Origin of the sequence: Vibrio sp. 10N.239.311.G01, assembly GCF_041465805.1 — a bacterium.
Classification (GTDB): Bacteria; Pseudomonadota; Gammaproteobacteria; order Enterobacterales; family Vibrionaceae; genus Vibrio; species Vibrio crassostreae_C.
In genome coordinates this window covers 15,012-39,778 of sequence record NZ_JBFSRM010000012.1, presented here as the reverse complement: position 1 = coordinate 39,778, position 24,767 = coordinate 15,012, and the positions used below count along the sequence as shown (strand labels likewise).

The 24,767-nt window shown below is 42.8% G+C and carries 18 protein-coding genes; 10 read left to right on the top strand and 8 right to left on the bottom strand.

Annotation, left to right across the window (positions count from 1 at the left end; genetic code table 11):
- The first annotated feature begins 70 nt into the window (after positions 1 to 70).
- Complete coding sequence (locus AB6D06_RS11515) at positions 71 to 859, top strand: M48 family metallopeptidase (protein WP_017060066.1); 789 nt, start codon at positions 71 to 73, stop codon at positions 857 to 859.
- A 137-nt stretch (positions 860 to 996) separates the two neighbouring features.
- On the opposite strand, the gene AB6D06_RS11510 is transcribed toward AB6D06_RS11515, so the two are convergent.
- Positions 997 to 2,079 carry a site-2 protease family protein gene (locus tag AB6D06_RS11510; protein WP_086968002.1) on the bottom strand — a complete coding sequence of 361 codons (1,083 nt, stop codon included), beginning with the start codon at positions 2,077 to 2,079 and terminating at the stop codon, positions 997 to 999.
- 358 nt (positions 2,080 to 2,437) lie between these two features.
- Between AB6D06_RS11510 and AB6D06_RS11505 the strand changes: the two genes are divergently transcribed.
- The 3 genes from AB6D06_RS11505 (at position 2,438) to AB6D06_RS11495 (ending at position 6,982) form a co-directional block, all read left to right on the top strand.
- Positions 2,438 to 3,691 (top strand): outer membrane protein transport protein, encoded by a 1,254-nt coding sequence (locus AB6D06_RS11505; RefSeq protein WP_229647517.1) that lies wholly within the window; start codon positions 2,438 to 2,440, stop codon positions 3,689 to 3,691.
- A gap of 18 nt (positions 3,692 to 3,709) precedes the next feature.
- Entirely contained in the window at positions 3,710 to 6,196 is a 2,487-nt protein-coding gene (locus AB6D06_RS11500) for a VolA/Pla-1 family phospholipase (RefSeq protein WP_372110246.1), read from the top strand.
- A gap of 228 nt (positions 6,197 to 6,424) precedes the next feature.
- Positions 6,425 to 6,982 (top strand): PhnA domain-containing protein, encoded by a 558-nt coding sequence (locus tag AB6D06_RS11495; protein WP_017060062.1) that lies wholly within the window; start codon positions 6,425 to 6,427, stop codon positions 6,980 to 6,982.
- Positions 6,983 to 7,065: 83 nt separating this feature from the next.
- On the opposite strand, the gene AB6D06_RS11490 is transcribed toward AB6D06_RS11495, so the two are convergent.
- The 7 genes from AB6D06_RS11490 to aspT all read right to left on the bottom strand — a co-directional run bounded on the left by AB6D06_RS11490 (position 7,066) and on the right by aspT (position 15,901).
- Positions 7,066 to 8,217: a BamA/TamA family outer membrane protein gene (locus AB6D06_RS11490; protein WP_017067293.1), complete on the bottom strand. Its 1,152-nt coding sequence runs from the start codon at positions 8,215 to 8,217 to the stop codon at positions 7,066 to 7,068.
- A 261-nt stretch (positions 8,218 to 8,478) separates the two neighbouring features.
- Positions 8,479 to 9,384: a LysR family transcriptional regulator gene (locus AB6D06_RS11485; protein ID WP_016767437.1), complete on the bottom strand. Its 906-nt coding sequence runs from the start codon at positions 9,382 to 9,384 to the stop codon at positions 8,479 to 8,481.
- Positions 9,385 to 9,542: 158 nt separating this feature from the next.
- On the bottom strand, positions 9,543 to 9,968 hold the full coding sequence (locus AB6D06_RS11480) for a hypothetical protein (RefSeq protein ID WP_017060059.1): 426 nt from the start codon (positions 9,966 to 9,968) through the stop codon (positions 9,543 to 9,545).
- A 17-nt stretch (positions 9,969 to 9,985) separates the two neighbouring features.
- Positions 9,986 to 11,158: a patatin-like phospholipase family protein gene (locus AB6D06_RS11475; RefSeq protein WP_372102664.1), complete on the bottom strand. Its 1,173-nt coding sequence runs from the start codon at positions 11,156 to 11,158 to the stop codon at positions 9,986 to 9,988.
- A gap of 213 nt (positions 11,159 to 11,371) precedes the next feature.
- Positions 11,372 to 12,229, bottom strand: a complete 858-nt coding sequence (gene pdxY, locus AB6D06_RS11470) for a pyridoxal kinase PdxY (protein WP_102333637.1) — start codon at positions 12,227 to 12,229, stop codon at positions 11,372 to 11,374.
- A gap of 206 nt (positions 12,230 to 12,435) precedes the next feature.
- Complete coding sequence (locus AB6D06_RS11465) at positions 12,436 to 14,034, bottom strand: bifunctional aspartate transaminase/aspartate 4-decarboxylase (RefSeq protein ID WP_372099350.1); 1,599 nt, start codon at positions 14,032 to 14,034, stop codon at positions 12,436 to 12,438.
- Positions 14,035 to 14,185: 151 nt separating this feature from the next.
- Positions 14,186 to 15,901 (bottom strand): aspartate-alanine antiporter, encoded by a 1,716-nt coding sequence (gene aspT / locus AB6D06_RS11460; RefSeq protein WP_372110243.1) that lies wholly within the window; start codon positions 15,899 to 15,901, stop codon positions 14,186 to 14,188.
- Between the two features lie 471 nt (positions 15,902 to 16,372).
- On the opposite strand from aspT, the gene AB6D06_RS11455 reads away from it, so the two are divergent.
- The 6 genes from AB6D06_RS11455 to AB6D06_RS11430 all read left to right on the top strand — a co-directional run bounded on the left by AB6D06_RS11455 (position 16,373) and on the right by AB6D06_RS11430 (position 24,698).
- Positions 16,373 to 16,585 (top strand): DUF1656 domain-containing protein, encoded by a 213-nt coding sequence (locus tag AB6D06_RS11455; RefSeq protein ID WP_017059802.1) that lies wholly within the window; start codon positions 16,373 to 16,375, stop codon positions 16,583 to 16,585.
- Between the two features lie 10 nt (positions 16,586 to 16,595).
- Positions 16,596 to 17,462: an HlyD family secretion protein gene (locus tag AB6D06_RS11450; RefSeq protein ID WP_017059803.1), complete on the top strand. Its 867-nt coding sequence runs from the start codon at positions 16,596 to 16,598 to the stop codon at positions 17,460 to 17,462.
- 9 nt (positions 17,463 to 17,471) lie between these two features.
- A complete protein-coding gene (locus AB6D06_RS11445; RefSeq protein WP_102427946.1) occupies positions 17,472 to 18,827 on the top strand; it encodes an FUSC family protein in 1,356 nt (451 codons plus the stop codon).
- A 326-nt stretch (positions 18,828 to 19,153) separates the two neighbouring features.
- A complete protein-coding gene (locus tag AB6D06_RS11440; protein ID WP_372110241.1) occupies positions 19,154 to 20,812 on the top strand; it encodes a hypothetical protein in 1,659 nt (552 codons plus the stop codon).
- A 129-nt stretch (positions 20,813 to 20,941) separates the two neighbouring features.
- Positions 20,942 to 23,161 carry a carboxylesterase family protein gene (locus AB6D06_RS11435; RefSeq protein ID WP_372110239.1) on the top strand — a complete coding sequence of 740 codons (2,220 nt, stop codon included), beginning with the start codon at positions 20,942 to 20,944 and terminating at the stop codon, positions 23,159 to 23,161.
- Positions 23,162 to 23,240: 79 nt separating this feature from the next.
- Positions 23,241 to 24,698 (top strand): phospholipase D family protein, encoded by a 1,458-nt coding sequence (locus tag AB6D06_RS11430; RefSeq protein WP_372110237.1) that lies wholly within the window; start codon positions 23,241 to 23,243, stop codon positions 24,696 to 24,698.
- The last annotated feature ends 69 nt before the right edge of the window (positions 24,699 to 24,767 follow it).

Here is a 24,767-nt window from a genome sequence, read left to right as displayed (position 1 = left end):
CTTACAGCCCTTAGCTATTACGCAAGTTGATGTTAACATGCATAAAAACCGAATACACAGAGGATATTGTATGACGTCATGGATGAAGTTTGCCTCGCTTCTCACACTTGCAGGCCTAACCGCGTGTAGCGCTTCTCCGACAGGCAGAAACCAATTGCTGCTTTTTTCAGATAAAGACATGTCTCAGCTTGGAGCACAGTCTTTTGAACAAATGAAAAAAGAACAACCCATCAGCAAAGATGCCAAAACTAACGCTTATGTACAGTGCGTAGCGAACAGCATCACTCAATATATTCCTAAACAAGGTTTTAGTGAATGGGAAGTTGTTGTGTTTGATAGTGATCAAGTGAACGCATTCGCCCTACCTGGCGGAAAAATCGGTGTATACACAGGGTTACTCAAGGTTGCAGTCAATCAAGACCAACTCGCGACGGTTATCGGTCACGAAGTGGCACACGTTTTAGCGGACCACAGTAATGAGCGCCTTTCTCAGTCTCAAATCGCTAATACGGGCTTATCTATTACTAACGTTGCGTTAGGTGCATCAGAATACAAACAGTATCAAGGTATGACGATGGCCGCGTTAGGGTTAGGCGTTCAATATGGCGTTATTCTACCGTATGGGCGAACTCAAGAGTCTGAAGCCGATGTTGTTGGTTTAGAGTATATGGCTCAAGCAGGTTTCGATCCAAACCAAAGTGTCAACTTGTGGCAAAACATGGCGAAAGCATCAGGGGGTAATCAACCGCCAGAGTTGCTTTCTACGCACCCTTCCCACAGTACGCGTATTAAAGATCTACAAGCAACGATAAAAACGCTTCCTCAATCAGGTTCACCAAGACCAAATTGCAAAGCGTAATCTAAGTAAGAATCGCCTAGCTGGTGTAAATACAAAAATGCCCTATCCATATTGGTTAGGGCATTTTTAGTTTCTTGCTTGCTAACAGTTCAAGTGCACTAAGTAGCTGGATAATTCCAACAACAGAAATTCACAGGTTAAGTACCAAGAATTTGTAATGGTAGGCTTAATAGCTGATCACCAGTAGATGCAAAATACCAGATGACACCAATCAAACTGCTCACTAAACCCACATACCAAACGAACGACACGACTTGCCCGTATTTGTCTAACGGTAACAAGTGACTGTGATGACGTCCTTTCCATTCGAACAGTATTTCAACACTGCCCATGATCAATAAGAAACCAAACAGGGTTAAATTCAACTGATAACTCAATACCACACCAGCAACGGCAGCCGCGACACAAAGTACAATGCCAAGTACGCTGTTCATCGAGAAACTGATACTTTTAAGAACATGTCCGCCATCGAGAGGCAAAATCGGCAATAGATTGAACAGGTTTAATAGAGCATTAAATACTGCAAGGCCGGCAAAGAACATTTCGCCAGTCGCCCAGTACAGCACCATAAATACTAACGACAATATCAGGCCGAACAATGGCCCCATGATTGATATAACCACATCTTGCCAACGCGTATTAATCTTTTCATCGGATAACGCCAAGCCACCAAGAAATGGTATCAAATAGATCCCTTTGGTTTTCATGCCGAAGTATTTCATCGCTCTAATATGACCGTACTCATGGAACATTAAACAGGCGATTAAGGCCAAAGCGAACTGAATTGAAAACAACCATGAATAGGCCGCTAAACTCGCAGAAGCAAGTACGACCTTGATTAGCTTGGCGCTTTTTAGCGCTTTCATACCGAGCGACACCAACCCAATTAAGCTAAAACGCTTCTCTGGTTTAGGAGCGACAACAGGAGTTTGTTGTTCGATATCTTTGGTGTTTCGATTGCCTTCGGAAATGGTTTGGCCATTGACCAATGCTTTATACGTCATCTCAAACGGTTGCCACTGAACTGTCGACTCAACGTGACACTGCAACGTTTCTTCGCCAGCGCGTAGTGTAAATTCGTGTTTTCGTGCGTCTTCTTGGTCTGTGGTCGCATCTAATTGAGATACCAAAGTGTTATCCCAATACAACTGTTGCCACCCTGCCATTGATCCTTCTAAACGAAGCGGTTTTCCAAGAAACTCTATCGCGAGTAATTCCAAACTTAAAATTCCAATTTAATGACTTCTAACGAGTGTCGATATTATGCCGATTTAGCGAATGGTGGTAAACAGAAACAAAGTTGTTACATATTGAGCTATTGAACACTATTTATACCGCAACGATGCATAAACACTCTGGTCACACCTCCAACCACGAATAAATTATTGATTATACTTATATTATCGATGTTAAAGTGCCGCCCCTTTAAAACATAACCTCACAAAATAACAACTCTTTCTTTGACTTTATATAAAACATGAATTTAACATGCCATTTACATTAGAGCTTCAACACCAAAAATGCTCAGTGTGTTTTCAAACCATAATAACGAAATTCGATGCCCTAGGAGGGTCAAGGATGAAAACAATACAACGCTCTCTCGTTTCACTTTCAGTACTATTTGCATGTAACTCACTTGCGGCTGGTTTCCAAGTTGCTGAGCATTCTGCCTCAGGTCTTGGTCGCGCATTCTCAGGTGAAGGCGCTGTAGCCGATAACGCGAGTGTACTAGCGAGAAACCCCGCCGCAATGACCCTATTTGATACAGCCCAATTTTCAGGCGCGGTTTCTATCGTTGATCCAGAGGTTAACGTCACTCAAACCAAAATTAATGATAGCGATTTCAATCAGAAGTCTTCTGACGTAGCCCCTTTACAAATAGTCCCTGCCGCTTACTACATTAGCCCTATCAACGATAAATGGGCTTGGGGGATTGGCATGTTCACTACATATGGCGTTGCTACTGATTATCCCGATGATATTTATGCAGGTGATTTAGCCGGTGACACATCTTTGGTGTCCGTAAACCTAAATCCAAACATTGCGTACAGAGTTAACGATAGCTTTAGTGTTGGAGCTGGCGTCAATTTTGTTTATGCAGAAGCTGAACTCAACAGACATAAAGGCAGCCTTCCTGTTGGTGGTTCATCAAGCGACAAATTGATATCGATGACTGGTGAGACATTTGCTTTTGGTTGGAACGTGGGTGCGTTATATGAACTAAACGAGTACAACCGTTTTGGCTTTGGTTACCGATCGTCTGTTGAACTCGATTTTGATGACGGTGAGTTCACTGACTATGTAGGTTTAAAAATGGCTAATGACCAGCCAGGAAAAACAACAGGGCGGCTAGAAATTGAGCTACCAGACATCTTCGAACTATCTGCTTTCCACCAACTAAATGATGCTTGGGCCGTACACTACGGTTGGCAGTTAACTAAGTGGAGTAAGTTCAAAGAGTTAAAAGCGACGAGTCCTGATTGTAAAAATAATGAATGTTTCTTAAAGACAGAACATTACGAAGACAACCAAAGATGGTCTGTAGGTGCTACTTACACGGTTAACCAAAACTGGACTTTACGTGCAGGTTTGGCATATGACGAACAAGCAGGTGAAGCAACGTTAAGTATCCCAGACAGCGATCGGATGTGGTATTCAGCGGGTTTAACTTACGCAGTTTCTGAAAACATGACTGTCGATGCTGCATTTGCTCTCGTGCAAAGTAAAAGTGGTTCATTCACAGAAACTGATGCTGCCGATGACAAGTTAACATTTGATGCTGAAGGCGCTGCTTACCTTTCTGCGATCCAACTAAACTATACCTTCAACTAACCGTACGGGAATAATTACATGAACAATAAATTTTCTTTTTCTCTCGTATGCTCGGCATTACTAATTGCTGGATGTGGTGATAATAGTGAAAGCTCAGGATCTATCTATTCTGATGCTATCGAACAATCCTTGGAACGAAGCTCAAAAGTCAGCTTTACGCTCTTAGGCCCAGAAGCAGATATTCCTCTGCCGTCTTTTTTTCTATTCGATACCAACGATCACACGTTAAACATTCCGTTAGATGCAAATTCAACGGGTTTATTGAACGACCCAAAAATAGCGATGGGAGAAGCTGATGGTTGGAGTACTATCATGCCATTCACTATCAATGTGAACCTTCCTAGTGACAGAACGTTGAAGAATGATGTCGTAATGATGGGGACTACACCGTTTAGCGCGCACTTAAATGCTGGCGTAAAAGTCGCTAAAGTGGATGTTGATCTGGGCACCGGTGTCATGTCTAACTTTACTGCGCTAACTGCTGGCGTTGACTACTTAGTGGCATCTAGCGATTTTAAGACCATACAAGTTTTACCTCTTAAAGGTTTAGATCCTAGCTCTGACTACATCTACGCATTAACTGACTCAATTATTGATAGCGCTGATGAACCACTAGGAACATCAAGCTCCTACGCGTCTTTAAAAACGACAGATATAGACCAAGCAGGCTCGCTCGATTTACCACAAAAAATCATCCATCAAGTTGAATCGTTATTCGCTGGCTATGGTGAAGTGTCCAGTTCAGATGAGATCATCTATTCATCTTGGTTTACGACTGCTTCAGCTGGTAACGTTATGAACGGGACCAAAGCTGCAATTGCACAAACGATTAGTCCCACAGTTACCCCTTCTGATATATGGAAGAACCTAGCGAATCCAAATAATATTTCGGTAGCTGATCTCGACAAGCTGTATACATTTACAGTTGATGGAACGAAACAGAATTTTGCTACAGCTGTACAAGCTGACGCGATGTTTAAGAGTGCATTTGGTGACGATGCCGCTACACAATTAGCTGCAGGTTACACTGCTAAGTTCTCAGCTGCTGCTTCTATTCAAGTGTATCGCGGAACAGTTGAACTGCCATATTTCTTGTCTGATTCATTAACAGACGACGAATGGAAAACAACGCCTTGGCGCAGTGCTATGCCTAGTGTTTTAACTATCTTGAATGTACTCAGCTCAGGAAGTGACGCGGACAAAACAGCCGTTGCTACACAGCTAGCAGGTTTAGGGATCACTGAGCCCGCTACTCAGCTCTATCAAGCAGAGTACCAACAATTACTCATTGGAGAAAAGTTAACCCTCGCAGATGGAGAACAGTTAGATAGCGCGCGTATCATGACCAAATACAGCGCTGTACCGCAAATTCGAGCAGTAAAGTCAGTGCCGTTCGTTATGTTTGTACCTGAAGGAGCAGCTATCGACAGCACTTTACCTATTCTACAGTACCAACACGGTATCACTAGCATCAAGGAGAGTGCTTACGCTTTTGCGATGCAGCATATTGGCGGCGCACTTACTGGAACTGCACCATACAAACCCTATGCAATTATCGCTATTGATCAACCACTTCACGGTCAACGTGCACTAAGCGCAGATGTCGTGACGACACCAACGACACCTACTGTATACATGAATCTTGAATACTTGCCTGTTGCTCGAGACAATATTCGCCAAAGTGCAATTGATGGGCTTGGGGTTCGCTTTGCTTTAAATTCAGCTACAGATACTGCATTTAGTAACCTAGATAAAACCAATGTATCTCTATTTGGGCATTCTATTGGGGCTATTACAGGAATCAGCTCTTACACAGTAGGTAACACTTTGTTGAACCCTGCTATCGATTCTATGTTTAGTTATACAAGTGCAACACTTGCTAACCCAGGTGGTGGCATTGCCCCTTTCTTGCTTAAGTCAGGCTCGTTTTCTCCTGAGATTAAGCACACCGTGAGCCTATCAAGTGTAACCGAGTACCAAGCACATTATGTAAGTAACTGTGTGCCAGTCAGTAAGTCAGGTGGTGATTGCTTTAATGAATACTACACAGCCCTAAATAATGATAGTGCTTCAGCCTCAGACAAAGCAGTCAAAGCGACAATCGACTCGATCCTTACTTCATTCACTTATGCTGCGCAAACAGTTCTAGATAACGTTGACCCATATAATATTGCATCTACAACTACGGGACCTGTGCTTGGTATTCAAGCGAATGGTGACGAAACGATACCAAACTCGGTCGCTGAGTTTCCAACAGCAGGTACCGAACCCCTGTTTAAAAAGTTATCCTTGGTTAATACTGCACTGGACTCTTCGGGAGACAAGCTGGCTTCGTATTTTGACAAAGCATCTTCAGAAGCAGACCACTCCACTGTAATTTCTCAGCAAAATGCTGGTGATGCAGCAGCCAACGCAGAAATGACCTCACAAATTGTACAATTTACCTTGTCGCAAGGTACTGGCATTGCAAGCGTAACCGCTGGCTTGTTAGATGCGAGTAAGTAAGCGCATGAGCAAAATTTAATTTAACCAAATGCCAGCCTAACCGCTGGCATTTTTGTCTCTGTCGTTCGAACAAGTCCCCTAGTTAACCGTTTGCATAAAACTTTAAAACACAAATGGTTGATCTCAGCTAAAATTAATCAAGACAGAATACCGTACGACCTCTTTCTTTATTGTAAATAAAGTGGATAATAGCCCCGTAATTTAATACCTAATAAATGTGAGTCCATTATGTCTTCTGAAGCTACTATGCTAGAACGCTGCCAATCTAAATGTGAACTATGTGGTTCTGATTCTTCTCTTACTGCATACGCAGTGCCGCCACACAGCCACGTAACAGTGGATCACGGCATCATGGTATGTGACAAATGTCTTGGTGAGATTGACGATCCTAAAGATATCAACCACTGGCGTTGTCTGACTGACAGCATGTGGAGCCAGGAAGCGCCAGTTCAAGTAACGGCATGGCGTCAACTTACTCGTCTGAACACAGAAAGCTGGGCTCAGGACGCGCTAGACATGATGTACCTTGAAGAAGAAACATCAGTTTGGGCACAAATCGGCATGTCTGCTGATGACAAGCCTCTTGATGTGAATGGCGTTGAACTTAAGAAAGGTGACGACGTAACAGTAATCAAAGACCTGCCAATCAAAGGTACTAACCAAGTGATTAAGCAAGGTACTGTTATTCGTGGTATCAGCGTTGGTGACGATCCTAAGCTTGTTTCTGGTAAAACAAACGGCGGTCAATCAATGTACGTAATCGCTGAGTTCTGCCGTAAGAAGTAATCTTACTGTAAGAAAGTGATAGAAAACGAAAAGGCGCTAATTAGCGCCTTTTTTCTTGGAAAAATTCAACCTATTCCGTTGTTCTAGAAACCACTGCCTACGTTAAAGTAGATAGCGCGTTCTTCATGGCTTTGCGCATAATCCATCCCAAGGTGCAAACCGTAACGTCTCGCGATTTGGTATCGAAAGCCGACACCTCCGGCATTGACGGTACTGTCGTGGCTTATGCCGTTATCTTGCTTTGCAACCCCTGAACCGTAAAACCCAGACACCTTCCAACGATGAGTGATGCTATACGTCAATTGGCCTTGAATTGTTTCAATCTCATCTCCTTGGTACCGATAAGATGACACCCCGCGTAACGACACGTACGGTTTCGCTGTGGGTGATACAAACAGGTCTTGCTGTTCGAAGCTTTGATAATTTGCAGCCAAGCCTAACGTCCATTTATTGGTAATTGGGATATAGGCTTCGCCATCTATGTTCAAATTTCGGTAATTGTAATCACTGCCAATCGCATCGTCGTACACCATGTAATCTGCAGACAATTTGTAACCTTTGGTTGGATAAAATAAATTATCTCTTGTGTCATATTCAGCCTCCAACCCTAAACCAGAAGTAACCGATTCGTTACCCAAAATTCGGTCTAAAACCATGTTATCAAATTCAATCTCAGACTTAGCTAATAACTGCTTTATTCCCAACATCCAAGGCGTATGCCCAATCCGGAACTGCACCTTTTGTGAAAGTACGGCTACCGAAGTTGACGTGCCTATTCTAAGGTCATGATCTATGGGGCCCCAGTTGATTGATGTGTACAAATCCAAATTCGCAACACCAAAGCCGCCGCCTCCTGTGTAACGAATGGAATCATTCATCCAAGATCGTCTATGGCCACCAAATACAAACCAAGTTTCGTTCTCTGTCCCTACTGCGCCCACTACTGACATTGCTGAGGGTACTAACTGCGCACCACCATCTATGGCAGAAAGAGCAGCTTGCTTTCTTTGTCGCTTTTCCTCATCCGTCTCATGTAAAAACAAACCAGCCACACCGCCGCCGTACCCCACCGCAGGCTCGGTAATCAAAATTGGGATAGGCAAAAAGCCATGTGCGTTTTCCGCAAGGTGATGCCCCATATCAAATTGACCATCAACAGGATCATAAAACGATGCGAAAGAAGATGTTGTAAATAAAAAGCAGGAAAAAAGAGCAAAGCCGCCGCAGCGATTCATAAGATTGGCCTCAATAAAAAAGGCCGGGTAATAAAACCCGGCCGAAAGTTTGCTTCCTTGCAATAAACATAGAAATTAAACACTTATTGCCAATAAAGGGGTCCTTAATCGACAAGGTTAGAATAGGTCAAACTGTGGTATTGCCCTACTCTCATATGGAGGATCTAGCCCTACAAAATCAAATCATTCTAAAGATGACAAATACGAAAAAGGCTCATATAAATGAGCCTCTGTGAACAAGTAAACTGTGTTATTGGTTCATTAATCTCGCTTTAGCAATCGCTCTACGTTTTCTTTGATAACTGATAATACTGATGACTTAACTTCGCTAATTTGTTTAGAATGAGGGCACCATAGTGCAAAGCCAAATTTAAATCCTTGTTCCATTTCAGACGATTGTATAGGTTCGATGTCGTAATGCGAAAATTCAGAATGAGCGAACGTTTTTGGTAGAAGTGCCCATCCTAGACCTGCTTCAACCATTTTGATAACTAGCGCTAATTGGTCGACTTCTTCATTGTCAGAACTAACGGTTATTTTTTCGGACATTCCTTCTTCAATGAAGGATTTTAAGACAAACTGCTTCGCATTTCTTAGCGCTAAAAGTACATCTTCTTTTGCCAAAGATGAAAACTCACCATTTTTTTGAACGAAAGGAAAAAATTCTATATGGCCTAAAAAGGTGGCATCAAAACTGTGTATTCCACGACTGTCATGCACGTTGACCAATCCAAAATGATACTCACCACTCTGAAGGCCTTGCTTAATGTCTTTTTTATTTCGTACAAGAAAATTCACTCGCATCATCGGGAAATCACGACGCAACTTCTTTCGAATATCCACAAGGATTTGATGAGGTATCACACTTGAATAAGCAAAAGTAATGTTTTCCAAACCGCCATAAGACAAGCTCAAGGCTACCTTGTCGAAAGTGCGTGCCTGTTCAATCGTTTGCTTAGCGTAGTGGTAAAGATGATGACCATCTTCTGTCGGCTTTACAGAGCGTCCAACCCTTTCAAATAGGCTTACCGCGAGTTGGTCTTCAAGGTTAGTTATAACCTGCCCGATTGTCGTTCTGTGCTTGTTAAGCTTGACTGCTGCCTTGCTGAAAGAGAGTTGGTCATAAACGGTAACGAACGCGAGAAGTTGTTCAATGCTGAAATTCATGTTGTTGTGCTTACTTTTAATCGTTATGTATTTAAATTATCACAGGTTGGCGAAATACCTACTTTGTCAGAATAATATTAGTGAAAATAATTCGTCAATTTGAAACAAAAAAACCTACTTAAGCTAGTAGGTTTTATCGTTGATGTCAAACGAATAACTTAAATGTATTCGATAACTCGAGCTAGATAGTTAAAGTCCCCAGAATCACCGTGGTAATTACGGTAAACATCGACACTGAAATATCTAGGTTGGTCCACTTGAATATGCTCAGCAATTCGCTGCTCGATGGATTCTAGAGTTTCACCTGTTTGCGAGTAAATGTATTTCTTGGTGGTCTTTTGAAGCTGGCGTTCTTTAGCTTCTTTGTGTGTGACGTAATTGTTCACGTCAACCCACTGACCAATGTAGTCAATCTCCACGTAGTCTGAATTTTCTTCAACCATGAACAACGCCGCTTCTTGTTGAACGTCGGCCAGTTGTAGCATGTCGTTATCGACTTTTTGCTGTTCCATTGAGGTCACATTTTGTGCCATGGCAGCGCTAGACGTTGCCATGATAAGTAGCGCTAAAGCTGTTTTATTCATTTTACGATATCCCTAAATTAAGGTAATTCTGTTACCCAAGGTTTGCCCTGAGTTGCTTTGTGATAACCATATTCGTATATGGTTAATAAATAGTGTTCATCAAACATGTCTTTGGTTCGTTTGGCGTAACCAAAGTCGTGCTCGATGTAAGTAAATTGCATATCAATGTTGTTGATTTCACAGATGTATTTCATTCGATATAAATCACCACGTGTTTGAGCAAGAGTCAGGCTTGATACGCTCTTTGCTACTAAATCTAGACCCTTATCTCTCAGCGAGTGGTATGGCGCTTTCAGTGCTCCATTTCGAATAACATCGAGCTGTGGTGGTTTTTCTAACCCAAGAGCATCTGAGATCTGCTGATAGTCGAAGTTAGATGGATTGAAAAATACTTGAGCGGCTAAACCACCATCGACGTGAAGTTCTTCATAACTTTTACCTTCGTACTTCACATTGATAAACTGCGGTGGGAAGACTCCAGGAATAGAAGCACTTGCTGCTAAAACCTTATATATAAGTTCAGACTTATCTGGCATGTCACTATTTGCAATTGCGCCCACATTCCAAATGACAAGCTCTCCAGAATCAAAGTGTGTGCTACCAATAAACAAACGCTTACCGTTGCGGTGTCGCGCAGCAATTTGCTCGATCATCGGTTCAGGGAACGCCTGAGCGATAAATTGATTCAAGTTTTTACCGTCAGTAAAAGCATCTTTAAACAGGGTGTTTAAAAAGTTCTTTTTGCCGAGCACTGATTTGTCATTGATGTTTAACATCACCTCCTTCATCTTCGGAAATGCATCTCCGCCGATGAATACAAATGGTGCCATTAGCGCTCCTGCACTGATGCCAGTAACTATTGAGTAGTCTTTCAATTGGCCAGATTCTTCCAGCCCTATCAAAATACCGGCTCCAAAGGCTCCGTTCGCGCCGCCTCCTGACAAAGCTAAGATATTTAGTTGCTCACCTGACACTTTAATTGGCGTTGTTTGATCGATTGGAGAGTATAAGAAGTCTGGGTTCTCACTCGCCCACATACGCAATGGCTCTTTTACTGATATCGCTTCTTCTACAACCACTTCTTTGTAATTGTCTTTGTGTACGCGTACATCCAACGTGTGGGGTGAGCTACATGCCACTACAAGTAATGACAAAGCAACGGTAAAACCCGAGGAAATTAGACGGTTCATAATTAGGCTCATTTAATGTTCTCTAAAATGATTCAGAAACTCTGTTTAATCAAAAGAACAGCTATAAACAGAGAAGTTAATAAATAGGGATAAAGTGAAGTCCGTCTCTTTCTGGGAGTAATATAGCTAGGTTTAGTCTTAGCTCGTAATCTCGTTTGTAGGATGCGACCCATCGAATAGGTACACCCTCCACCACTATCGGAGTTAAACGCTCTACCCGATTTTGACCACGTTGAAATCGTGGGTAGGCTCTACAAATTCATATTGTGCATTGATTGTTTGTAGCTCCCAAGTGCCATAGCTTTTAGTTAGCTCCAACACACCATAGACCGCGTTATTTGCATGTCGGAATGCAGCTACGGGAGACATTCTCTTTATTAACCCTGCGGTAAACAGGCCAGAGATAAGGTCACCGACACCAACCGGTTGTTGAGCAAATTCAATGTTCGGTCGTTGGGCTAAATAACATGCCTTTTTCGTTGCTAAAATCATACTGAACGCGTCATCGGGTAATGAGTGAAGATACTTCACGAGCACCATCTTTGGACCAAGCTCCAATGCTTTCTTACATGCTGTAACCGCGTCATAAAGGGAGAGGATTTTAATGCCGGTCAATTCACTTAGTTCAAATTGGTTTGGCACTATAACATCGGCAATAGGAAGCAAGTGTTTAGTAATGGCGGTTCTAACGCCATCCTCAACGATACAACCTTTATCTGGGTCACCCATTACAGGGTCACAAACATAGAGTGCACTGTGGTTCTTTTCTTTAACTAAATTAACCGACTCGGCAACCGCTTTACATTGGTCTGCGCTTCCCTGATAACCCGATAGGATCGCACCACAGTCTTTCAGTACGTTGATGTTGTCTAAGCCTCGAATCAAGTTTCGAATATCATCTGAGCCGAATGTTTGCCCGGTCCAACCTTGTTGATATTGAGTGTGATTAGAGAACTGAACAGTGTGGATTGGCCACACATCGAGTCCCATTCTTTGGATTGGAAAAACCGCAGAACTGTTTCCTGCATGCCCGTAAACCACGTGAGATTGAATAGAAATAATGCTTTTCATGCGTCGCTCTTTCAGTTTGAAATGGATTTGAATACTTGGATAAGACGACTAAATAAACACAACGGAACATCAAGATAGGAAGTTTTATCGATCTAACCACTGTGCTTATTTGGTCGGAATAGCCTCGACATCGCCGAGGCTTATTCTTAATGAGTTGGACGTCATCGGCTTTAAATCATGTATTTGATTCTAAGCCAGACTTGAACTTATGCGTCTTGAAACTCAGCGAAGTGCTCGTCCAATACCTTGCGAGTTGCGCGGCCAATCAGTTCGTACTCATGGTGAGTCAGGTTAGCCAGAGATACGCGAACCGACGCATGTACAGTATCGAAGCCATTTCCTGGTAGTAAAATAACACCAGTTTCGTGAGCTAGACGGAATAAGAAATCTTTACCTTTACCGCTTGCTTTGAACCATTCAACGAACTCTTGACCGTATAGTTTGCCACCTAGAGTGTCTAACTCTAGTAGTGTGTAGTAGTCCACACGATCTTTGTTCTCTTCAACTTCTAGCCCCATGTTGGTGTATAGAGTTGTATAGCGCTCACGAATGATGCGCTTGCATGCTGCTTTGTAGCTACCTTCAGAATCCATTAGGCAAGTTAGAGCAAACATCGCCATTTGCACTTGTTGCGGTAGAGATAGACCGGCAGTGTGATTCAAGGCTACGCTACGGCTATCCGCAACGATGCGGTCGATGAACTTAATGTCACGTGGCTCTGGAGTCAGTGTTTTGTAACGGTCATCAAGTTGACACTGTTTTTCTTCGCTGAAAGAACTTAGTGCGTCATCAAATACGTTTTTGTGTTGGATACCAATGGTACCTAAACGCCAGCCTGTTGCGCCAAAGTACTTAGAGAACGAGTAAACACAAAGTGTGTTGTATGGTAGTTTTGCAAATAGAGAAACGAAGTCATCGGCAAATGTACCGTATACGTCATCAGTGATGATGAATAGGTCACTGCGTTGCTCATTCACAAAGTTTGTTAGGTTCTCTAGAGTCTCGTCAGAGAATTTCACTGATGCTGGATTAGCAGGGTTAACGACGCAAAGTAGTTTGATGTCTGTATCTGCCAGTTTCTCGATTTCAGACATTGGAAGCTGCCAAGTGGTCTCATCAAGACGCAGTTCAACGATCTCTAGTTCGTACTCAGAAAGCTCTGGGATTTCTAGGTAAGGGGTAAAGATTGGCGTAATTAGCGCCACTTTATCGCCTTTTTTCAATAGACCATTGTTGAACATCGTTTGGAATGTGTAGGTCATTGATGCCGTACCACCTTCCGTTGCGAACAAGTCAAAGTCCGTGGTCATTGGAATTGGGCCATACATCTCTTCTGCAATGTACTGCTTCACCACTTTCTCAATGTTAGTCAACATACGTGGTGGTACTGGGTAGTTACACGCTAGGTAAGCAAGAACGAGTTCGTTTAGGAACGCTTGTTTTTGGATGCCTAGACGATCTTTTGCGTAGCTTAGTGCGCGCTCGATGAACTGAACACCTTTGTCGTTTGAGTATTCTTTAGTAAACGTATCGAAACGCTCAACGATACCCACGCCATCAGGGATACCACCGAAATCACCACCGAGGTAAGCGTAGTTACGTTCCGCTTCCATTACTGCAAATTCACCCAAACGAATAAATGCTTTACGTGGCAATGTTGCTAAGAAGTTTGGATTACCACGACCTGCGTCTAGTAAAGCACGGTCTGGCACTGCTTGAGCAACTTCAATTAATTTGTCTTTTAATTCAAATGGGCTTAAATCAGCGAATTTTGAAAAGTCGATATTTGTATTTTTTGTAGTCATAATATTTACCTAATAATTTAATATTAAACACTTGTAATTAAATAAAGTGTTTTACTTAAGCGTGATTATTCAGGCCTACCCTATTTTTGATTGGGTAGGTCTGTTAATAAGTTGATGATTTTTTAAATCTATAATGAGTTGTAGGTTTTAATTACATACCCGCATTAACGGTAATAATGCCGACGATAATTGGGCCCCATAGAGTCAGTAACACGTTGGCTACGGCGTAAGTCACAGTAAAAGAGAATACTGGCGTTGCGTTGCCTGTTTTTTCCATCAATGCAGCGAACGCTGGGTTTGCACTTCGACCACCGGTTACACAACCTAAAGCTTCTACCGGATTCTTTATCTTCAATACAAAGTACGAGAAGAAGAATGAAATAATCTGTGGAATGATGGTTACTGCCATACCCAAGAACAGAAGTGACATGCCGTGTTCTTTGATGGTATCAACCGCTTGAGGGCCCGCTTGGAGGCCAACAATGCCTACAAATGCCGCTAGACCAAAGTCACGAATGAAGTTTGCTGCACCTACCGGGAACTGAGCCACATGTGGGTTTCGGCTACGTAACCAGCCAACAAGCAAGCCTGAGATCAAACAACCTGCACCAGAACCAATCGTTACGGGAATGCCTGCAATCTTGAAGCTGATTAAGCCAATAAGTAGACCCAGTACCATACCGAAACCCAGTACGATGAAATCAGTCATGGTTGCTGAACCCATACGCTTACCGATGTGCTTTTCAACTCGGTTGATGTCTTGTGCGGTGCCTGTTAATTGAATAACGTCGTTTTTCTGAACAATCAGATCATCAGTAATGGCGACTGAAGCACCAGCACGCATGTAGTCTGTAACATACACACCACGGAACGAACGTTGATTTGAGCTATCTTTGATCTCTCTTAGCGAACGACCAATCAGTTTGCGATTGTCAGCGATAAGTTGACGATTTTCTTCAATAACTTCATAGCTTTCCGGTAATGCGACTTCATTACTTTGCGCCTTGCTCTGTAGCTCATGAACCGCATTTCTACGGCCGGTAACCACAACAAGGTCGCCCGCTTTAAGTGCTGTGAACTTGTCTGCACTCAGCTCTTTTCCGTCGCGTTCAATAAGTTCGATACACGCAGCAAGTGATGATTGATTCAATTGCGCGAGTGTTTTTCCAACCAGTTTATCGTCGTGAGTGACTTTAAAAGCACGTGTCACTAGAGCTGTGACTGCGTTAAATTCGCCATCTGCCAAATCACGTTTACCGTTAGAATTTTTCTCCTCTAACGCAATTGCTTCAGAGCGAATGTCCCACTTCATCAACGTTGGGAATACCCAAGTCACCATCAAGATTGGACCTAATGAACCAAAGATGTATGTTACAGCGTAACCTACAGCAACGTTAGTTTGCATCAGATGTTTGGCTTCTTCAGACACACCACCCAAACGGGCGATCGCATCGCCTGCAGTACCAATGATCGCAGACTGAGTTAAACCACCGGCAGCTAGGCCCGCAGCAGTACCTCTATCTAAGTCAAACAACCACGCAGCGGCAAGTACACACAATAAGCCTGAAACCGTCATAACAACCGCAGACAACAGAATGTTGATGGTTCTAAAGTTAAGCGCTTTAAAGAATTGTGCGCCGCCTTGATAACCCACAGCATAAATAAAGAGCGCAAAGAAAATACTTTTTACGCCGGGATCAATCTGAACACCAAATTGCCCAATAATTACGCCCATTAATAATGTTCCGGCCACACCGCCTAAAACAAATCGGCCGATAGTAATTTTACCAACCATATAACCCAATGAGAGTGTAATAAATAGTGCGACAAATGGTGCCATGTCAAACAGATTAGAAATAATGTCCATGACAAATTTACTCTTGTTACTAAATATAAGGAGTAAATAATCTAACTAATAACTTAATAATGATATTTGTTGGATTATTCAAAATAAATAAAGCATCTCGTTGCTTCGAACCGAATATTAAGAACAAAAGGTTTTATTATGTAATCCCATTTGATGGATCAAATCATCACTTTAACTGTTCGCATAGTTTTTGAAGTGCAATTTACACCTTAAGCAATTGGTTTAAATAGATTTATCTTAAATCGGCAAAAGTAGATGATTTTCGAAATCAATTTCAATTAAGTGTTTCCACTTCAAGAACGACAACCTACCTACCGTTGTTTTACTGGCTTACGGCTCTCAACAAAGAGGCAGTTGGCATAATCACCGAATAAAGTTGGATTTTGATGGGTACGATCCTCTATAAGCGATTATCACAATAAATCGAACTCCGTTATCGTTGCATTCATCAAACAAATAGAGAACAGAACCATGAATACCATGCCGCATGAGCTTGTGTGGGATGAAGTCTACTTCCCACCGCTGTTATTGGTTATCGCACTGGCTTACATACTGACAATGCTAACAGGGTCAATCGCGACACGGTTTGGCCTTCATAAGTACGTCGCCTTTCCTGCAATAGCAGAACTGAGCTTGATCGTGATTTTTACTGGCGCTATCGGCCATTTTATTACCATTTTTTGAGGCACTTACTGTGATCAAACGTTATCTCATCACACTTTTATTATTGGCTGCTGCGGGAACTGTGGTTTATAGCTATTACCAGTCGTACTCAAGTAACCCATGGACCAGAGACGGACAAGTCAGCGCTTATATCGTCTCGATTACACCTCGAGTCACGGGTCAAGTCATTGAAGTGCATGTCGAAGACAACTCGAAGGTAAAAAAAGGCGATCTTCTTTTTGAGATCGATCCGAGTATTTACAAGGCGACCTACAGAAAAGCACTTGCGACTCAAAAACAAGCATTTGCCCTACTCGCCAAAGCCAAAAACGAAGAGCAACGCGCGTTGAATTTAGAGAAAAGAACGCCCGGTGCCGTGCCCGTGCTGACACTAAACAACTTGAACAACGCGGTAGAAACCAGCGCCGCAAATGTCGAACTGGCAAAAGCGAACGTAGAAGAAGCACATCTCAACCTTGAGTACACCAAGGTATATGCGCCTACTAACGGCTATATCACCAATCTGAACCTACGTGTTGGCTCTCAAGTTGTCGCGAATTCACCTGTGGTTGCGCTAATTGATGAAGATAGCTTCTGGATTGAAGGTTATTTCAAAGAGACTGATTTAGTCGGTGTCGATGCTCAGGACACTGCTTATGTGACCTTAATGATGCACAACAATGTTCAGCTAGAAGGACATATCAAAAGTATTGGTTTTGGTATCGCGAAGCAAGACGGCAGCACAGGTAATGATTTATTGCCAAACGTGAATCCAAACTTCCAATGGATACGCCTAGCTCAACGCATCCCTATCAAAGTGAAGTTAGACAAAATACCAGAAGACGTACAACTGCGTGTTGGTATGACTGCCTCGATCAAAATAATCAAAAATAGCTAGGTGATTCTTATGTTCACTGCATCGACTAAAGACGCGATTAAAGTCGCACTCTCTATCGTTATCGCAATCTGCCTAGCGTTGTGGTTTGGTTGGGAAAAACCGTATTGGGCTGCGATAGCCGTCGCAGTGATGGCATTGAACGAGAGCTTCGCCCATTCAATAAACAAAGGCCATAACCGGTTAATGGGAACCTTGTTAGGGACCGGTTATGCCTTTTTCCTCATTGCGATGTTTTCACAAGATCGATTTTTGTTTCTAACATTTCTTACCGTGTTCTTAGGCACTTGTATTTTCATGTCTAGTGACGAGAAATACGGCTACATCTTTTCAATAGGATTTACCGTGTGTTCGATTGTTGCTTGTATGGGCGGGTTTGATAACCAAACCACCTTTCACTTTGCTGTACTTAGACTTCAAGAAACACTATTAGGTGTTGTTGTGTTCTCTATTGTGTATCGCATCGTGTGGCCTGTGAATACTGAACTCAACTTTGTACAACGTTTCGAAACCAGTAAACAAGCGTTGTTAGATGCGATGGAAAAAACAGACAACATCGACATTGCCGCACTTGAAAGCAACACCGCGAATATTGATAAGCTGTATCAACTTTTAGATCTGCCACTGACCGGAAGCTACCACCTTAAAGAGAACATCCAAACATGGCGCTTGCGTATCGATGAAATGGCACATATCCAAGATACATTACTCAAACAAAGTAACAGCGAATCAGACTTAGATATCCAATGGGCAGTTCTTACTCACAACTTGAAGACGTTCGATGTATTAACACCAGAACAATCTCTTGTTGAGGGTGAACTCAATGTCATAGGTGATCATAAAGACGTGTCTTGGCATCATGCACATCGCACGTTTGTTGAACATTTGAATGAAGATGGGCGCAAAGTGCTGCAAGGCGTGTCGATGTTTATCACATCGCTGTTGATTTGGATTTATCTTCCAGTTCCAGGTGGTTTCATATTTCCTATGTTAGCCGGTGTATTCTCTTCTATGGTGCCGACCATGCCACCAAGCGTTATTAAGGACGCTTTTTATGGTGTGTTGGGTACAGGGTCGGTGGTTCTGTTGCAATACATCTTTGTGATGCCATTAATGACAGAACTATGGGAGCTGGGACTATTCTACTTCCTTAACATTATGGTGATATGGAAAGTGTTCGCGACACCTAAGCTCATGGTACACCGAATATTGGGTATTAACTTATTAGTTGTTCTCACATCTGGTGCGCTCAACCTCACACCTGTTTATGGAATTGAAACGCCACTTTTGATGCTCGTAAACATTTTGATTATTCTGATGATAGCGAAGTTGTTTACTGATCTATTTAGAGTGAGGGTAACTGCTTAGAACTAAATGCGCTTAACAACTCACAACAAAACGGTCTGCCAAGTATTTTTACTTCACAGGCCGTTTTTTTATCTATTGAAAATCATTATAAATCAATTGATTAACGCTAATTATTACTAAGTGAGGATAGCGTCCATCAAAAGCGATTAACGCGATCTGCCACCTCCTCTTAAAATCCTCTCATTGATTGACGCAATGCATTTTTAGTCGCGACATTCACACTAGCAATCCTAACGGATAAATACATAACAACTGAACACGACGTTCAGTATTACATCGACTGTTTGAGTCTCGAAGGTTTGAGGCCACTCAGCGTGGAAACCGTCATGAGTTTTTTTGAAATACGCACCAGCGCCTGTAAGACCCATACTCTTTCTGTGTTAGCGAGCGCCCTATTACTTACCACCCCCAATTTTGCGTCTGCGGCAGAAACCAAGACTTACAGCGAAGTTATGGAAAAAGGTCGAGCACTATTTGACAAATATGGCATCAGTCATGATTTACCAAAGCTAGCAATCAGTTCGCTCGTACAGGGCGAACACCTAGTTGAACACGCACATCGAACCATACAAATTGGCGATGAGGTTCGTGACTCAAGCGTCTATCTGATAAAAAACACAGACAGCAAAGGCAACATCGACCTGCGCATCAAATACAACCCGCAAGAGCTGGATGAAAACGAAAAACTGATCGATGAAATTGAAGAGTTTACGCGCACTGAGTATCGACTAAGAAATTATGCAGAAAGCTTCGATCCATCGTCAGTGAAAGTCAATGAAAAAGACAACGGCGACGTGACCATTAGCTTCAACTATTCGAAATACGGCTTACCACAAGACATCGCCTATTTCCGTTTCTTGAATGTTGATATTGAACTTGTAGGCGGCACACCAAAACGCATGGTAATCACCAACGACAAGCCATTTAATCTTGGTAAGTCAAAAGTCGATACCTATTACCAAGTGATTGATTTCCAAACGTTAGACTCTGGTAAAGTCGTTATTGAACGTAAGACAACTAACATCGAGGGTACGTCTAAAACGAAACCGATGACCATGAGCGCTGTAACTGAACCCGTCGCAATTTATGAAGACGACAACGGCGTTAATGTCCTGCATGAAGAGCGTCTAAAAGAAGTTTCAGATCCTCGTATGCAAGAAGCGAGTGTTAAGTTAGATCGAGTATTCCCTTTAATGGGTGACATGGTGCGTCGTCAAGGTATCGATTTACCCCTTCCATTCGGCGTATCAGTGGCTTATCGCAATCAAGATATGGATATACCCATGACAGATTACGTGATTGGTGGAGTGCGCTTGAATGATTTATTTGACCCGGAAGACAGTGTTGCGACGGTCAAAGCGGAAAGTGTTTCGATACGCGGCGACGTAAATATCTTGCCATTCTGGAATGTATTCGGGTACGTAGGAAAGGTAAACGTTGATGCGAATATTGACGCCTCTTATACCGGCGCTGCGGGAGAATATCTACAAGATAAACTCAATAACAAATTACCTGGTCTAGGCGACAAACTGTGCGAGGGCGTATCAGCACTGTGTAACAGTGGGCGTTTAAATGTACCACTCCATCTCGAATATGACTTACGCGGTGCGGGTACCACATTATCTGTTGGTTACAAAGAATTCTTTGCCTCAGTGACGGGTACTTACTCCCAAACACGCCTGAAAGGGTTGGATGATTGGGGCGACGGCATTGTCACGATTCAGCCAATGTTGGGCTACCAATTAGTTGATTATCGCGCTCAATTCTTCGTTGGTGCTGAATACCAAGGTTTAGATTCACGTATGCAAGGTACTGTAAAGACAGACGATATTGAGTTTGATTACGACGTTGGTGTCGACATTAACCAGTGGGCATTTTTAACCGGAGTCAACAAACAGATTGGCAAGCACTACAACATGACCCTGTTGTACAACAAAGGTGAAACTCGTTCGGCTGTGACATTGAACCTTGGCTATCGATTCTAGTCACCGAACTTTGATTACCAGCCTAGCCCTTAAACCAGGTTGTTCTTAATAAGAAATTTTGTAGTTCTGTTATCTACGCAGATAGCGATGAAACAGACTACGCCGAATACTATTGTGGAAACTCATTTTATGACTATTGCATACCGTTCAATGATCGCTCTTACTATTACTACTGCCTTAGCAGGTTGCGATACTGATAGTGCCCCTACTGTTCCATTCCCAGACAAGCCCGAACCGTTAGTTCCGGCACCGGCTAAACCGTTTGATGCTCAAATCGGTAACGTAACGATTAAAGCGACGATAGAAGAACTGGTTATAACTTCGAATACCGAAGACGACAAACTGGCTTCCGTTGAATCTTTCAAAGGGATTCAATATGCAGAGGCTCAGCGCTTTGAACACAGTGAAGTTGTAAACCTTGTTGAAGGTACTTTGGATGCGACTCAGTTCGGTTATGCTTGTCCTCAACTAAAAACGACAACACAAACACAAGATGAGAACTGCCTTAACCTCAATATCTGGCGCCCAGCAGGCGTAGATGCTGATGCAGATCTACCGGTTTATGTATTCATCCACGGTGGTGATTTCGAATACGGTTCTGGTGCAGAGCCGCTCATCCAAGGTGATACGGTTGTAGCGCAAGGTGCCGACGAAGGTAACCCGTTTATTTACGTGACATTTAACTATCGTTTAGGCTTACTGGGTTCAATGTGGGTTGAAGACGAAACTGGTGGTAACTTTGGTATTGGTGACCAAAAGCGTGCTATGGAGTGGGTTAACCAGAATATTGATAAGTTTGGTGGTAATGCTGGAAACGTCACTTTGATGGGCCAAGGTTCAGGAGCGATGTCGGTTGGCATACTTCAACAAGATAACGTAGTCGATTCGATAGTTAATGCTGATGGTGACGTAAAGTACTTTGAACGCGCTATTATGCAGAGTAACCCATACGGTTTTGAATATAAAAGCAATGCAACAGCACAAAATAGTAGTGTTGCTGTATGCGAGGCATTAGAGACAACCGATACGAAGACTGAGCTGAATGGCTTGAAAGTCGCTTTAAAAGCTATACTGGCTTTAAACATATTGCCAGAGGATATTCAAGATACTTTAGAATCTATCGCTGATGATCAGCCATTATTAGCACCTGTAACTGTATGTGCAGATGACTCTATCGAGCAGCAACAAAATTTAACACTAGACAAGATTCTCGATGCGCAACGTAACACCTTACTTTCACCTGTAAACAAGGTACTAAATTGGGTTGAAGGCAGTGTGTTAGGGGTCATAAATGATGATAACAATACTCCAATGTCGAATTTATTGCCATTTGCACCATATATTGACAGCAATGGTACAAATCAAGGTTTACACCTGACCAGCCAACCGATATCAGAAGATTTTTCTGTACCGACAGTCATTGGTAACAATGAAAAAGACGCGGATACGATGGCTATGCTGCCTAGTCTGACATTCCTAATTCCAACCATTTTGGAGCTATTAAAGGAAGATGTAGACAACGGTACTTTTGAATCGCTAAGCGAAAAGAATCAAGGTTTAGAGCTCGCGGTATGGCTGCAACTTGATGGCAATAAGCAACGTGTTATCGATATGGTGTCAGCAATGTCTGCTGAAGAGGTTCAAGCACAAATCAACCTCGATGATGCAACCGCTTATGGAGCCGTGACCAAGCTGTTTTTTGGCCTAGTTAACTCTGAAATGAACAACGAATTACTGGAACTGGCAGACTACAAACCTGTGTCGGAAAATCAGTTGGGTGGTGCAACGCAGAACATGTCTAAGTTCAAAATGCTGATGAATGACATGCTATTCCAAGCGCCAGCACGTAACCAAGCGATTCGTTCGACTGAAAATGCAGATGTATACGCGCCAGTTTCAATGTACCATTTTGCGTTCAAGCCTAGCTTCAACGTTTGGACATACAACACTCAAGGTGAAAAAGCCGATTTAGATATTGGTGATGTGATAAAAACGCTTGCTTGTATCTCCGGTGCTTGTGGTGGTTCAGAACTGCCGTTTATTTTCAACAAACCTTATAAACTAGACGGTTCAGAAGTGAGCCTAAGTTCAAAAGACCAAGCTCTGATGAACGACATGTCTCGCCTATGGTTCAGCGACAATCTGTTTACAGACTATGAGTACAGCCAGCAACAAGATAACGTACTGTTCGTCGATGGTGATGGTCAAATAACCATTGAAGACGATTGGGATGCTCTATTCAACGAATCTGAAGATGGCAGTATGCCTAACGGTAGACTTCAAGGCTTAAATGATCTTGGGCTAACCTTAAAATACATGCCTGATTACGAAGTTCCTAACCAGAACTAACGCTTAGTCACCAATCACTCCCACAATGGCCAGTTGTCTGGCCATTGTCACCTATACCCTATTTTTACGGAACATCACAATGTACTTCACACGTATTCACGCGCTGATAGTGCTATTTTTGTCGATCTTAGTTACTGGCTGCGCCCAACCTTACCCTGATGTTGACCCCGATTTCGAAGCTAACTGGCAAAGCACAGAACATCAAGCCGAAGTCTATTTGATCCCGAGTGCGCCTGAAGCCTTTGCGCGCCGCATTGATCTGGTTCGCCAAGCAAAACACTCGATTGATATGACTTACTTCTCTTGGGAAAACGACACTCTGGGTCTGATGCTGTTAAACGAGCTGAAACACGCCGCTGACCGCGATGTGGCCGTGCGCCTCACACTGGATGACTTGTTGGTATTCAATGACAAATGGCTTGCGGAGTTGGACTCACACGCCAATATTGAGATTCGACTGTTCAACCCTTTTGAGTCACGTAAAGCTGGCTGGATTGGTCGTGCGCTCAACTTCTCTACTCATCAAAAACAGTTAGATAATCGACTGCATGAGAAATACTTTAACGTTGATCACCAATCGATGATCCTCGGTGGGCGCAACATCGGTGATGACTACTTTGGCTACAGCGAAAGTGCCAACTTCTTTGATATGGATGTGCTGTTTAAAGGCGACGTGATTGCTGCTTTCGACCGAAACTACCAAGCGTTGTGGAACAGTGAGCATGTAGTGCCAATTCAAGAACGCATTAAAATCAAAGAGAAAGAGCAATACCAAGCGTTCACCAAAGCGTTGAACAAAGGTGAAAAGAATCAAGCATTGATCACGTCTGAAGTCGAAAGGCAGATAAAGAGCTTAAACCAACCGAAGTTCATTTCAGCCTCTGTCACGCCGGTATTTGACTCACTGGAGAAACTCAATGACAACAAGCCCTACTTTCGCCAACGTATTGAACACTTGATGAAGCAAAAAGTACCGACACCTTCTAAGGTTATTATTTCTACGCCTTATATGGTGCCAAGCGATAACAAGTTTGTATTCGTCGATGCACTTAGAGAGAGCGAAGCCGAAGTCACCTTACTGACGAATTCATCGGCTTCTAATGATTCGGGCTTTGTGCCTGCGTATTACGAAAAACACCGTGAGACTCTACTCGACAAGGGCGTAAGTATATATGAGTACAAAAGCCAAGCGATCAATGATGATCACTACTTTCATGTTGATACCTACTACCACAACAAGACAGTAATTTTAGATGAGCGTGTCACCTATATTGGCTCTTCTAACTTCGATCCAAGATCAGACTTTCTCAACGTTGAGTTTGGGGTGTTGGTTGACAGTGAAGAGTTTGCGAAGCAAGTGACACACTACTTAACACGTCAGAAAGAGGAGTTGTTCTGGGCTGTGTCGCGAGAACAATCAGGTGACACCATCTGGGCTTCAGAGGAACAAATCCATACTAAGAACCCGAACTACAGTTCATGGAACAAGGTACCTGATTGGTTATTTCGAAAAATGAATGGCGAGTTCGAGCTTTAAGTGTTCAGCTTCGAATCTTAATTTTTAATTTTCTCCAGTCCAAATGTAAAAAAGCCGCGTAATTCGCGG